This is a genomic window from Streptomyces sp. NPDC031418, from assembly GCF_055581605.1.
Window position 1 is genome coordinate 111,130 of record NZ_JBVIJC010000009.1, and the last position, 13,205, is coordinate 124,334.

The 13,205-nt window shown below is 73.0% G+C and carries 11 protein-coding genes; 10 read left to right on the plus strand and 1 reads right to left on the minus strand.

What is annotated here, in order from left to right; all coding sequences use genetic code 11:
- Window positions 1-521 precede the first annotated feature (521 nt).
- The 3 genes from ACZ5CZ_RS14940 (at window position 522) to pdxR (ending at window position 4,984) form a co-directional block, all read left to right on the plus strand.
- Window positions 522-1,922: a PP2C family protein-serine/threonine phosphatase gene (locus ACZ5CZ_RS14940; RefSeq protein ID WP_385841472.1), complete on the plus strand. Its 1,401-nt coding sequence runs from the start codon at window positions 522-524 to the stop codon at window positions 1,920-1,922.
- 146 nt (window positions 1,923-2,068) lie between these two features.
- A complete protein-coding gene (locus ACZ5CZ_RS14945) occupies window positions 2,069-3,553 on the plus strand; it encodes an aminopeptidase P family protein (protein ID WP_385841473.1) in 1,485 nt (494 codons plus the stop codon).
- Between the two features lie 66 nt (window positions 3,554-3,619).
- On the plus strand, window positions 3,620-4,984 hold the full coding sequence (pdxR, locus tag ACZ5CZ_RS14950) for a MocR-like pyridoxine biosynthesis transcription factor PdxR (protein WP_468942801.1): 1,365 nt from the start codon (window positions 3,620-3,622) through the stop codon (window positions 4,982-4,984).
- A gap of 22 nt (window positions 4,985-5,006) precedes the next feature.
- Here the strand turns inward: pdxR and ACZ5CZ_RS14955 are convergent, their stop codons facing one another.
- The gene (locus ACZ5CZ_RS14955) at window positions 5,007-5,453 is read right to left on the minus strand and encodes an ATP-binding protein (protein ID WP_468942804.1); all 447 of its coding nucleotides are present in this window, start codon (window positions 5,451-5,453) and stop codon (window positions 5,007-5,009) included.
- Between the two features lie 197 nt (window positions 5,454-5,650).
- On the opposite strand from ACZ5CZ_RS14955, the gene ACZ5CZ_RS14960 reads away from it, so the two are divergent.
- The 7 genes from ACZ5CZ_RS14960 (at window position 5,651) to pheA (ending at window position 12,911) form a co-directional block, all read left to right on the plus strand.
- Window positions 5,651-6,502, plus strand: a complete 852-nt coding sequence (locus tag ACZ5CZ_RS14960; protein ID WP_468942807.1) for a hypothetical protein — start codon at window positions 5,651-5,653, stop codon at window positions 6,500-6,502.
- Between the two features lie 103 nt (window positions 6,503-6,605).
- Window positions 6,606-7,310 carry a YcnI family copper-binding membrane protein gene (locus ACZ5CZ_RS14965; protein WP_468942810.1) on the plus strand — a complete coding sequence of 235 codons (705 nt, stop codon included), beginning with the start codon at window positions 6,606-6,608 and terminating at the stop codon, window positions 7,308-7,310.
- Between the two features lie 152 nt (window positions 7,311-7,462).
- On the plus strand, window positions 7,463-8,119 hold the full coding sequence (locus ACZ5CZ_RS14970) for an SCO family protein (protein WP_385841478.1): 657 nt from the start codon (window positions 7,463-7,465) through the stop codon (window positions 8,117-8,119).
- Window positions 8,116-8,571, plus strand: a complete 456-nt coding sequence (locus ACZ5CZ_RS14975) for a copper chaperone PCu(A)C (RefSeq protein WP_385841479.1) — start codon at window positions 8,116-8,118, stop codon at window positions 8,569-8,571. Before ACZ5CZ_RS14970 ends, ACZ5CZ_RS14975 begins: the two co-directional genes overlap by 4 nt.
- Before the next feature lie 13 nt (window positions 8,572-8,584).
- Window positions 8,585-10,537 carry a copper resistance CopC/CopD family protein gene (locus ACZ5CZ_RS14980; RefSeq protein WP_385841480.1) on the plus strand — a complete coding sequence of 651 codons (1,953 nt, stop codon included), beginning with the start codon at window positions 8,585-8,587 and terminating at the stop codon, window positions 10,535-10,537.
- A gap of 8 nt (window positions 10,538-10,545) precedes the next feature.
- Window positions 10,546-11,823, plus strand: a complete 1,278-nt coding sequence (efeB, locus tag ACZ5CZ_RS14985; RefSeq protein WP_468942815.1) for an iron uptake transporter deferrochelatase/peroxidase subunit — start codon at window positions 10,546-10,548, stop codon at window positions 11,821-11,823.
- Window positions 11,824-11,978: 155 nt separating this feature from the next.
- Window positions 11,979-12,911 carry a prephenate dehydratase gene (pheA, locus tag ACZ5CZ_RS14990; RefSeq protein WP_385841483.1) on the plus strand — a complete coding sequence of 311 codons (933 nt, stop codon included), beginning with the start codon at window positions 11,979-11,981 and terminating at the stop codon, window positions 12,909-12,911.
- The last annotated feature ends 294 nt before the right edge of the window (window positions 12,912-13,205 follow it).

Consider the following 13,205-nt stretch of genomic DNA (forward strand, 5'->3'; position numbering starts at 1 on the left):
CCAAGGGGTCGAGCACGGGCCGCGTCCGCGTCCGTGGCGGGGCCCATGGGGTCCATGGTGCGTCCATCAGCAGAGCGGGTGCGGCCTGGGGGTGGCGAAGTCTGGCGTTTTGCCGTCGCGCGTGGTTCTCTCCGCCTCCGCCACGGGAGGATGGGGCTCGGCCGTCGGTGGCTATGACGCCCGGGTCCGTCGCCAGGTTCCGGGTGGCCCCCAACCACCCCTGGCCTTCTCCGAGTACGTACCCATCACGACCGCTGTGACGCTCCGTGGAGCGAGCCCAGTCGACCGCAATCAGGCGATACCTAAGGCAGTTTTTAGCCAACTTGCCAGTAAGGCAAGGGGTTCGGGAAAAGCGCTGCCAAAACCCCACCCGGCTCACGGACACCAGGAATCCTCGCAGGACAATGCTGGACATCCCCTCACGAGTGCGTGTACATGTGGAGACACTGCTAGCGGCGCAGAATGACATGGGGGTTTGCGATGCTTTTCAGCAATACGCACCGGTCTGAGAGCCGGACGCCATGAACGCCCCGCACCCTCCGAAAGTGGCCGGAATCGATCCCACTCTTCCCCCACCCGCACAGACTGTCGCGCCGACCTCTCACACCTCGGGGACCACCCCCGTCCCGGGCGGACCCGCGGTCCCCGCCCCGAACACCCCCGCTCCCGGCACCCTCCTCCAGGACCGGCTGGCCGGCTGGGTCTCGGACCTCACGACCCTGCACGAACTCACCGAGCGCCTCTCCCGCACCCACGCGCTCGACCCCGCCCTCCACGAACTGCTGCGCGCCGGAGCCGCCCTCGTCGGCGCCCGCCGCGGCCTGGTCGTCCTGGAACCGGGCGACGGACTCGGCCCCCGCACCACCCTCGGCCTCGGCCTCGGCCGCGCCGACCTCGGCCACATCGAGACCGTTCCGCACGGCGCCCTGCCGTACGACACCACCGCCGCCGGCGAGACGGTCCACGCCGACCTGTTCGCCGAGGACGGCCTCGACCCGCGCCACCGCGAGGTCGCCGCCCGCCTCGGCTACGCCGCCAGCTACGCCCTGCCCCTCGCCGGCGACTGTGCCGGCCGCCTCGGCGCCGCCGTCTGGCTCTACGACGAACCCGCCGAACCGCACGAGCGCCGGCGCCACCTGGCCCGCCTCTACCTGCGCCACGCGGCGGAGCACCTGGCCCGCCTGGTGGAGGTGGAACGCGCACGCGCGCGCGTGGCGACCCTCACCGAGGAACTGCTGCCCTCCCGGCTGCCCCGGGTGGCCGGCGTCCAGCTCGCCGCCCGGCACCGTACCGGCCCGCGCGGCGGCGGCGACTGGTACGACGCGCTGCCGCTGCCCGACGCCGCCCTCGGCCTGGCCGTCGGCTCGGTCACCGGCTCCGGGCCGAGCGCCGTGGCCGCCATGGGCCGGCTGCGCGCCAGCCTGCGCGCGTACGCCGTGATGGAGGGCGAGGACCCGGTCGCCGTCCTGTCCGACCTGGAGCTGCTGCTGCGGCTGACCGAGCCCGCCCGGTCGGCCACCGCCCTGTTCGCCTACTGCGAGCCCGCCCTGCGCAGGATCACCCTGGCCGGTGCCGGGCACAGCCCGCCGCTGCTGATCGGCGAGCGGCGCACCGAGTTCGCCGAGACCTCCGTCTCCGCGCCGCTCGGCATGCTGGCCTGCTGGGAGGCGCCCAGCGTGGAGATCGAGGCCCAGCCCGGCGAGACGGTGCTGTTCTACACCGACGGGCTGCTGCACCGTACCGGTGACCCCGTGGACCGCGCCTTCACCCGGCTGCACGCCGCCGCCGCGAGCGTGCCGCGCGCGGCCCGCCACGATCCGGCCGCGGTCGCCGACCACGTCCTGCGCACCGTCCTGCCGGACGGCCTGGACGCGGCCGAGAGCGAGGAGGACGTGGTCCTGCTGGCGGCCCGCTTCGACTGAGCCCACCTGCGATGACCGGGCATAACAGGTCATCCGACCCTGTCCCGCCACGGATACGACCGTACGATGATGGGGGTCCCCGCTCGGCCACAAGCAGGAGCGTCGCGGGCCCGGGGGAGATCATCAGGCGTATCGAGGAGGATCACGTGTCCGACGAGCTCAACCCGGCTGTGCCCGACTCCGCTACCGCGGAGGGCCCCGAGACCGAGTCCGAGGAGCCCATCAAGCAGCGGAAGAACGGCCTGTACCCGGGCGTCTCCGACGAGCTGGCCGAGAACATGAAGTCCGGCTGGGCCGACACCGAGCTGCGTGACCTGGAGCCGATCCCGCAGGCCGCCGAGACCGCGCGCCGCCGCGCCGCACTCTCCGCCCGCTTCCCGGGCGAGCGCCTGGTGATCCCGGCGGGCAACCTGAAGACCCGCTCGAACGACACGGAGTACCCCTTCCGCGCCTCGGTCGAGTACGCGTACCTCACCGGCAACCAGACCGAGGACGGCGTCCTGGTGCTGGAGCCGAAGGACGAGGGCCACCAGGAGACGATCTACCTGCTGCCCCGCTCCGACCGCGAGAACGGCGAGTTCTGGCTGTCCGGCCAGGGCGAGCTGTGGGTCGGCCGCCGCCACTCCCTCACCGAGTCCGAGGCGCTCTACGGCATCCCCGCCGCCGATGTGCGCGAGCTGGCCGGCGCGCTGCGCGAGGCCACCGGCCCGGTCCGCGTGGTGCGCGGCCACGACGCCGGCATCGAGGCCGCCCTGACCGACAAGGTCACCGCCGAGCGCGACGAGGAGCTGCGCGTCTTCCTCTCCGAGATGCGGCTGGTCAAGGACGAGTTCGAGATCGGCGAGCTCCAGAAGGCCGTCGACTCGACGGTCCGCGGCTTCGAGGACGTCGTGAAGGTCCTGGACAAGGCCGAGGCGACCAGCGAGCGCTACATCGAGGGCACCTTCTTCCTCCGCGCGCGCGTGGAGGGCAACGACGTCGGTTACGGCTCCATCTGCGCCGCCGGCCCGCACGCCTGCACCCTGCACTGGGTCCGCAACGACGGCCCGGTCCGCTCCGGCGACCTGCTGCTGCTGGACGCGGGCGTGGAGACGCACACCCTCTACACCGCCGACGTCACGCGCACGCTGCCGGTCGACGGCACGTACAGCGAGATCCAGAAGAAGATCTACGACGCCGTGTACGAGGCCCAGGAGGCCGGTATCGCGGCCGTGCAGCCGGGCGCCAAGTTCCGCGACTTCCACGACGCCGCCCAGCGGGTGCTCACCGAGAAGCTGGTCGAGTGGGGCCTGGTCGAGGGCCCGGTGGAGCGCGTCCTGGAGCTGGGCCTCCAGCGCCGCTGGACCCTGCACGGCACCGGCCACATGCTCGGCATGGACGTCCACGACTGCGCGGCCGCGCGGACCGAGACGTACGTCGAGGGCACGCTGGAGCCGGGCATGGTCCTCACCGTCGAGCCGGGTCTGTACTTCCAGGCCGACGACCTGACCGTCCCCGAGGAGTACCGGGGCATCGGCGTCCGGATCGAGGACGACATCCTCGTCACCGAGGACGGCAACCGAAACCTTTCGGCCGGTCTGCCGCGCCGCTCCGACGAGGTCGAGGCATGGATGGCGTCGCTGAAGGGCTGATCTGAGATTCAATGGCCGGGTACCGGGAAGGTGCCCGGCCATTGACATGCCTAGGGGGAGGCTTTCATGGACGACTTCTGGTCGAGCGTCGGTGTGGACCTGCATCTCGAACCCGACGCCGCGGACGGCCGCAGAGCCGGGCTGGAGCGGGCACTCAGGGACGCCGTACGGGACGGCCGGCTCGCCCCCGGCACCCGGCTGCCGGCCACCCGGCGGCTCGCCACCGACCTCGGGGTCTCGCGCGGCACCGCGAAGGCGGCGTACGACCAGCTCGTCGCGGAGGGCTATCTGACGGCGCGGCAGGGCTCCGGCACCCGGGTCGCCGAGCTGCCGACCGTGGAGTCGGTGGCACCCGGCACGGCGACCCGCAGCCACGCCCCCCGTTTCGACCTGCGCCCCGGCAGCCCGGACGTCGGCGCGTTCCCGGCCGCGGCCTGGCTGCGCGCCCTGCGCCGCGCGATCGCGACGGCGCCCTCACTGGCGTACGACTACGGCGACCCGCGCGGCCGGGTCGAACTGCGCACCGCCCTGTCCGGCTATCTGGGCCGGGCGCGCGGGGTCATCGCGCCCCCCGAGCGGATCGTCATCACCTCCGGATACGTGCAGGGGCTCGCGCTCCTCACGCGCGTGCTGGACGGCGCCACCGTCGCCATGGAGGACCCGGGGCTGCCCTTCCACCGGGAGGTCGTCCGGCGCAACGGCTCCCCGGTGCACCCGGTGCCGGTCGACGCGCGCGGGGTGCGCCCCGAGGAGCTGGGCGAGGCACGGGCCGTGGTGGTCACCCCGGCCCACCAGTACCCGACCGGGGTGACCCTGCACCCGGAGCGGCGCCGCGCGCTCGGCGACTGGGCACGCGCGCGTGACGGACTGATCGTGGAGGACGACTACGACGGCGAGTTCCGCTACGACCGTCAGCCGGTCGGCGCGCTCCAGGGCATGGCACCGAACCGGACGGTCTACCTCGGCACCGCCTCCAAGACGCTCGGCCCCGCCCTGCGCCTCGGCTGGATGGTGCTGCCGCCGCACCTGGTCGACGCGGTCGCCGACGCCAAGCTCCACACCGACCTGCACACCGAGACCATCGGCCAGCTCGCCCTCGCCGAGCTGATCGACAGCCACGCCTACGACCGGCACGTGCGCGCGTGCCGGCTGCGCTACCGGCGCCGCCGGGACCAGCTCCTGGACCGGCTGGGGGCGCGGCGGGGCGTGCGCGGGATCGCGGCGGGGCTGCACGCGCTGATCGACGTGCCCGACGAGGCGGAGGTGCTGGCCCGGGCGGAGACGGCGGGCCTGGCCGTCGGCGCCCTCGGCGACCACTGGCACACCCCCGCCCCGGACCGCCCCCAGGGGCTGGTCATCGGCTACGGCACCCCGCGCGAGCGGGCCTACCCGGAGGCCCTGGAGGCGCTGGCGAAGGTGCTGGAGGCCTGAGCCGGCCGGCGCGGTGCGGGTGTCAGGCCGTCAGCAGGGACGGGTCCTTCGTCCACTTGAGCATCTTGTCGAAGCTGACCACCGTCCCGCGGCGGCCCGGTCGCGCGGCGATGTGGACGTGGTCCGCCAGCTCCCGGATCAGCCCGAGCCCCCGGCCGTGCTCGGCGTCCGTGCGGGCCGGGCGGATCTCCTGTACGCCGCCGAGACCGGGACCGGAATCGGCCACTTCGATCCGGCACTTCTCCCCGTCGAGGTACGCGGTCACCCGGTACGCCTCCGAGGCGCCGCCCCGCACGCTGCCCCCGCCGTGCTCGACGGCGTTCGCGCAGGCCTCGCTGAGGGCGACGGACAGGTCGTAGGAGATCTCCGGGTCGACGCCCGCCGTCTCCATGGTGCCGAGCAGCAGGCGCCGGGCCAGCGGCACGCTCGCGGCCTCGCGCCGCAGATGGAGTGACCACCAGATGCTCATGCTCCAGCCTCCTGGCCGCGGCTCGACATACCGATACGTATTGCCGTCCGTAAGGGGGTGTAAGCACGCTGTTGACGTGAGTCCGCCCATTCGGCCGATGCGCGCGGGGAGGAACCGGTGTATGAGGGGCGCGTCGGACACCGCTGCCGTGCCCTGCCGTACGACGACGCCGAAGGCAGTGGGATGATGACCCCGCCATGACTGCCCCCCACCCCCGCACAGCGCGCCCCGGAGCCGGCCTCCGGTTGCTGCGGGCCGCGGTGTTCGCCGCGGTCTGCGTCGTGCTGGCCGCGGCCGGGCACACCCTGGCCTCCTGTGCACGGGTGCCGCTGTGGACGCTCGGGGCGGGCTTTCTCGGCGCGCTGCTGCTGGTGGCCCCGCTCGCCGGGCGGGCCCGCTCGCTGCCGGGCATCGCCGCGCTGCTCGCGCTCGGCCAGACCGTGCTGCACACGCTGTTCGGGCTGGGCCAGCACGGCACCGCGATGTCCATGGGCTCGATGCCCATGGGGTCGGCCGTGGCGGGCTCCCGCGGCTCCGCGTCGAGCGGCGCCGCACTGGTCGAGCAGGCCGCCCGGCTGGTGTGCGGATCGAGCCCCACCGCGCTCACCCCCGGGCACGCCTACCGGCTGCTGCTGAACGCGCACCTGATCGACCGCTCCGCCCGGCCCCCGGCCGCGTCCGGCGCCCTGCCGCACGCGTACGACGCCGCCGGAGCCTCCGCCTCCCTGCTGCCCTCGCTGCCGATGCTGCTCGGCCACCTCCTCGCGGCCGTCACCACGGGCTGGCTGCTGCGCCGGGGCGATCTCGCCCTGCTGCGGCTGATCGAGCTGTCGGCGCACGGAGTCGCCGAGGGGGCGCTCGTACGATCCCTGCGCGCGGCGCTCACGCTGGCGCACGCCCTGTGTGCGGGTCTGCTGCCCGCCGCCGGGCCCGGCCCGCGCGTACGTCGTACCGAGCGGGACGCGGTGCCCGCCCCGCACACCACCGCGCTCCAGCACACGGTGATCCGGCGCGGCCCGCCCGCCGCCGCCTTCCTTCTCGCCGCCTGACGCGACGCGAGCACTCTGCCCCGCTGCCGGGGAGAGGCCGCCGTCGCGCGGCACGCGCATGCGTACCTCTCCTCAGCACCTCTCCCAGTGGAGTACTCCTGCCATGAAGGCTTCCCGTATCACCGCCGCCGCTGCCGTCGCGGGCACCGCCGTCCTCGCGCTCGCCGCCCCGGCCTTCGCCCATGTCTCCGTGCAGCCCGAGGGGCCCGCGGCCAAGGGCGGTTTCGCGGTCGTGGACTTCAAGGTCCCCAACGAGCGCGACAACGCCTCCACCACCAAGCTCGAGGTGACCCTCCCGGCCGACCACCCGCTGGCCTCGGCCATGCCCGAGCCGCTGCCCGGCTGGACCGTGCAGGTCACCAAGTCCAAGCTGGACAAGCCGCTGACCCTGCACGGCGAGAAGATCGCCGAGGCCGTCACCAAGGTCACCTGGACCGCCGACGGCAAGGGCATCCAGCCCGGCTACTTCCAGAAGTTCCCGCTCTCCCTCGGCGCGCTGCCCGAGAACACCGACCAGCTGGTGTTCAAGGCGGTCCAGACGTACTCCGACAAGGAGGTCGTCCGCTGGATCGAGGTGCCGCAGCAGGGCCAGGCCGAGCCGGAGAACCCGGCCCCGGTGCTGGAGCTGTCCGCCGCGGCCGACGACCACCACGGCACGACCGTCGCCGGCCGGACCGAGAACGTGGCCGCCGCGACCGCCTCGGACGACACCGACACCACCGCCCGCGTGCTCGGCGTGGCGGGCATCGTCATCGGCGCCGCGGGCGTGGCGTACGGCGTCCTCGCCGGCCGCCGCCGCTCCGCCTAGCCCCCCTTCCGGACCGCGCACCGGGGCCGTACCCGCCCGCCCTGCCTGGTCGTGCCGGTCGTACGACCAGGTCATGCCCGTCGTACGACCAGGCCGTGCCCGTCGTACGACCCCGGTGCGCGCCGGAGTTCACACATCTGGGACATTTCTCTATGCGCAAGAAGACGTTCGCCGCGGCCGCCACCCTGCTCGCCGCCGCCACCCTGACCCTGACCGCCTGCGGCAGCGGGAACGACACCGCGTCACCGGTCACCGTCGTCTCGGCGGATTCCGGCTCGGGCAAGGCCGCCACCGTCCTCGACCAGCCGTTCACCAAGCCGGACCTGGTCCTCACCGACACCCACGGCCATAAGTACGACCTCCGCAAGGAGACCAAGGGCCACCCGACCCTGGTCTACTTCGGCTACACGCACTGCCCGGACATCTGCCCCACCACGATGAGCAACATCGCCGTCGCCAAGAAGGCGCTGCCCAAGGCCGAGCAGGACGACCTCCGGGTCGTCTTCGTCACCACCGACCCCGGCCGCGACACCCCCGCCGAGCTGGGCAAGTGGCTCAAGGGCATCGACCCCCAGTTCATCGGTCTGACCGGTGACTTCGCCACCGTCCAGGCCGGCGCCCGCTCCCTCGGCATCTCCGTGGAGCCGACCACCAAGGACAAGAACGGCAAGACCGTCTCCGTCCACGGCACCCAGGTCATCGCCTTCTCCCCGAAGACCGACGCCGGGTACGTCCTCTACGGCGAGAGCGCCACCGTCGACGACTACACCAAGGACCTGCCCAAGCTCGTCAAGGGGGCCAAGCCGTGAGGCGCCGCGCCGTTCTCGCACCGGCCGCGCTCGCCGGTGCCCTGATCCTCACCGGCTGCTCGGGCTCGGACTCCGCGAAGGCCGAACTGTCGGTGAGCGGGCCCTACATGCCCCAGCCGGTCTCCGCCGACATGGCCGCCGGGTTCCTGACCATCACCAACAAGGGCGGGGCGGACGACCGGCTGACCTCGGTCACCAGCGAGGTGGCCGGCCAGGTCACCATGCACAGCACCGTCGGCGGCGCCATGGCGGAGCAGACCTCCTTCGCCATACCCGCCCATGGTCAACTCGTGTTCAAAAGCGGTGGCAACCACCTGATGTTCGAGAAGCTGAAGCGCGCGCCCAGGCAGGGCCAGACGGTCGCCGTAAAGCTGACCTTCGCCGAATCAGGGCCCCTGACGGTCGAGATGCCGGTGAAGTCCGCCACGTACCACCCACCGACCGGCCACTGAGGGAGGGACCACCGTGATCCGGACCATCACCCCCCGTCTGCGGGCAGTGGTGCTGCTGCTCCTCACCGTCGCCGGCGCCCTGCTGGCGGGCGCCGCACCGGCCTCCGCGCACGCCGCGCTGACCGGCAGCGACCCCGCCCAGGGGGTGGTGGTCAAGCAGGCCCCCACCCAGGTGTCGCTCACCTTCTCCGAGAAGGTGGCGATGAACGACGACTCGCTGCGCGTCCTCGACCCCCGGGGCAGGCCGGTGCAGACCGGCGCCCCCGCCGAGACCGGCGGCACGACCTACGCCGTACGGCTCAAGAGCGGCCTCGGCAAGGGCACCTACACGGTCACCTACCAGGTCGTCTCCGCCGACAGCCACCCCGTCGGCGGCGCCTACACCTTCTCCGTCGGGGCGCCCTCGCCGACCGTGGTCACCGGCACCGGGCCGACCGCGGGCGGCGGCGCCGTCGGCTGGCTCTACGCCCTCGGCCGGTACGCCTCGTACGCGGGGTTCATCGTGCTCGCGGGCGGCGCGGCCTTCGTCCTCGCCTGCTGGCGGCCCGGCGCGGGCGTACGGCCCGTGCAGCGGCTGGTCGTCGGCGGCTGGCTGACCCTCACCGCGGCCACCCTGTGGCTGCTGCTCCTGCGCGGCTCCTACACCACCTCGGGCAAGCTCGCCGACGTCCTCGACCTCGATCTGCTCGGCCAGGTGCTCCAGACCAAGACCGGTGCCGCGCTGGTCTCCCGGCTGCTGCTGCTCGCCGCCGCCGCGCTGTTCATCGCCGTCCTCTTCGGCGCCTACCAGCGGCGCGAGGAGGGCGCGGAGAAGCGGGATCTGACCTTCGGGCTCGCGGTCGGCGGGCTGGTCGTCGCGGCCGGGCTCGCGGCGAGCTGGGCGATGGCCGAGCACGCCTCCACCGGGCTCCAGCCGGGCATCGCCATGCCCGTCGACGTCGTCCATCTGCTCGCCGTCGCCGCCTGGCTGGGCGGGCTCGCCGCCCTGCTGGTGGCGCTGTACCGGGCGCCCGCCGAGACCCCGGTCGAGGCCGCCGCCGTCCACCGCTTCTCCCGGCTGGCCTTCGGCTCCGTCCTCGCACTGGTCGCCACCGGCGCCTATCAGTCCTGGCGCCAGCTCGGCTCCTGGTCGGCGTTCACCGGCACCCGGTACGGCCAGCTGCTGCTGGTCAAGATCGGGCTGGTGGCGCTGATGACCGGCATCGCGGCGGTGTCCCGACGGTGGACGGCACGGCTCGCCGACCGGGACGGGGACGACGCCCTTGCGTCCCGTGCCGCCGTCGCCGCCGCCGAGCAGGCGAAGGAGCCCGCAGCGGCGAAGAAGCCCGTCGCGGCCAAGGGCGGGAGCACCGGCACCGCCAAGTCCGGCTCCGGCTCCGCCGGCTCGCAGCGTGCCGCCCAGCTCGCCCGGCAGCGGGCCGCGATGGACGCCGCTCGGCAGAAGCGGCTGCGGGACGCCGATCCGAACCGCTTCGGACTGCGCCGCTCGGTGCTGGCCGAGGCCGGTGTCGCCGTCGTCCTGCTCGCCGTCACCACCGCACTGACCCAGACCGAGCCGGGCCGCACCGAGCAGGAGGCCAGGGCCGCCACCTCGTCGTCCGGCACCGCCGCGGTGCCGTCGAACGGCGCCCTCACCCTGGACATGCCCTTCGACACCGGCGGCACGGGCGGCAAGGGCGTCGTCAGCGTCGATCTCGACCCCGCGCGCACGGGCGCCAACGAGATGCACGTCTACGTCCAGAAGCCGGGCGGACAGGCCTTCGACGTCCCCGAGGTGAAGATCGCCTTCACCCTCGACGCGAAGAAGATCGGCCCGCTCCCCGTGACCCCCGACCACATCACCACCGGCCACTGGGCGGCGGAGGGGGTGCAGATCCCGATGGCGGGCGACTGGAAGATCGCCGTCACCGTGCGCACCTCCGACATCGACCAGGTGACCGTCTCCAAGAACGCGCAGATCGGCTGAACGACACCATGCCCGAGCACCAGTCCATTCCGCAGCCCCGCACCTCCGACGCGCCGGTGCAGGAGACCCCCCCTGCGGGCGTCTCCCGGCGCACGCTGCTCGGCACCGCCGGCGCCACCGGGCTGGTGCTCGGCGCGGCCGGCGGGGTCGCGGGCTACGCCGCCGCGCCCGCCCGGGCCACCCCGCTGACCTCCGTGGGCACCGGCCGCGCGATGTTTCACGGGAAACATCAGCCCGGCATCACCGAGGGGCTCCAGGCGCGCGGCCATCTGGTCGCCTTCGACCTGGCGCCGGGCGCGGGCCGCAAGGAGGCGGCGGCCCTGCTGCGCCGCTGGTCGGCGACGGCCGAGCGGCTGATGGCGGGCGAGGCCGCGCCGCACGGCGACACCGACGTGGCCCGGGACGCCGGCCCCTCCTCACTGACCCTCACCTTCGGCTTCGGCCACAGCTTCTTCGGCCGCACCGGACTGGAGAAACAGCGGCCCACCGCCCTGGACCCGCTGCCCGACTTCTCCTCCGACCGGCTCGACAAGGCGCGCAGCGACGGCGACCTGTGGGTGCAGATCGGCGCGGACGACGCCCTGGTGGCCTTCCACGCCCTGCGCGCCGTCCAGAAGGACGCGGGCGACGCGGCCCGGATCCGCTGGCAGATGAACGGCTTCAACCGCACCCCGGGCACCACCTCCCACCCCATGACCGCCCGCAACCTCATGGGCCAGCTCGACGGCACCCGCAACCCCAAGCCGGCCGAGGCCGACTTCGACCAGCGGATCTTCGTGCCCGCCGACGGCGAGCCCGCCTGGATGGCGAACGGCTCCTACGCCGTCGTACGCCGGATCCGGATGCTGCTGGACGACTGGGAGAAGCTGTCCCTGTCCGCACAGGAGCAGGTCATCGGGCGGCGCAAGGACAACGGGGCGCCGCTGTCCGGGGGCACCGAGACGACCCCGATGGACCTGGAGAAGACCGACGCCCGGGGCGGGTACGCGGTCCCGGTCAACGCGCACGCCCGGATCTCCCGGCCCGACCAGAACGGCGGGGCGGCCATGCTGCGGCGCCCCTTCTCCTACCACGACGGTTTCGCCCCGGACGGCACCCCGGACGCCGGTCTGCTCTTCGTCTGCTGGCAGGCGGACCCGCTGCGCGGCTTCGTCCCGGTGCAGCGCAAGCTCGACCGGGGCGACGCGCTGTCGAAGTTCATCCGGCACGAGTCGAGCGGGCTGTTCGCGGTGCCGGGCGGTGCGGCGAAGGGCGAATACGTGGGACAGCGGCTGCTGGAGGGGTGATCCGGGCGCCGCGGCCCTGGGGTGATCCGGGGTGCTCCGGGGTGCGCAAGCGCGGCGCGGCAATTCTGTGCTGATCACGCTTTCAAACCACCCGGTCGAGTGGCGTTTATGAGACGCGGCCGCCGCTTTTCCCTGCGGCCATTAGGGTGAGGGACATGCCAGCCAGCTATGCGTATCTCGGTCCCGAGGGCACCTTCACCGAGGTGGCCCTGCGCACGCTGCCGGAATCGGCCACCCGGGAGCTGATCCCGTATGTGTCGGTGCAGTCCGCGCTGGACGCGGTGCGGGCCGGCGAGGCCGAGGCGGCGTTCGTGCCGATCGAGAACTCGGTCGAGGGCGGTATCACCACCACCCTGGACGAGCTGGTCGCGGGCGAGCCGCTGATGATCTACCGCGAGGTGCTGCTGTCCATCACCTTCGCCCTGCTGGTACGGCCCGGCACCACGCTCGCGGACATCAAGACGGTCTCCGCCCACCCGGCGGCCCAGCCGCAGGTGCGCAACTGGCTGCGGACCAACCTCCCGGACGCCACCTGGGAATCCGCCGCCTCCAACGCGGACGCCGCCCGGCTGGTCCAGGAGGGCCACTACGACGCCGCCTTCGCCGGCGAGTTCGCCGCCGCCCGGTACGGCCTCACCGCCCTGGAGACCGGGATCCACGACGCGGAGAACGCGCAGACCCGGTTCGTGCTGGTCGGCCGCCCGGCCCGGCCCGCCGCGCCGACCGGCGCCGACAAGACCTCGGTGGTGCTGTGGCAGCGCGACGACCACCCCGGCGCGCTGCGCGATCTGCTCGGCGAGTTCGCCACCCGCGGGATCAACCTGATGCTGCTCCAGTCCCGGCCGACCGGCGCCGGTATCGGCAACTACTGCTTCTGCATCGACGCCGAGGGGCACATCACCGACCGGCGGATGGCGGAGGCGCTGACCGGGCTGAAGCGGATCTGTCTCCAGGTGCGTTTCCTCGGTTCCTACCCGCGCGCGGACATCACGGCGAAGGAGGCCCGGCCGGCGCTGCCGGGGACCTCGGACCAGGAGTTCATCGCGGCGGCCGACTGGGTGGCCCGCTGCCAGGACGGCCGGTTCTAGGCCGGTTCCAGCCAGCCGCACCCGGGCCGGCGTTATCCACAGACGTTATCCACAGGTCCTCTTCTCGACCTGGGGACAAGTCGACAACGAAGGGTCGGTCGGTCGACAAATCCCCCTTCGCCCCACAGGCGGGTCTACCGACACATGGGCCACCCTTCGTCCACCTGTTTCCTTTGGTTCATCTTTCAGGGCGACCGTTTTCCACCGAAAGTGGGTGTCGAAGCGGTTTGACCGGGGAATTCTTCGCTGTGTTCGACACTTCCGGAGTGATCGATTCCGAAATCCACAGATCTT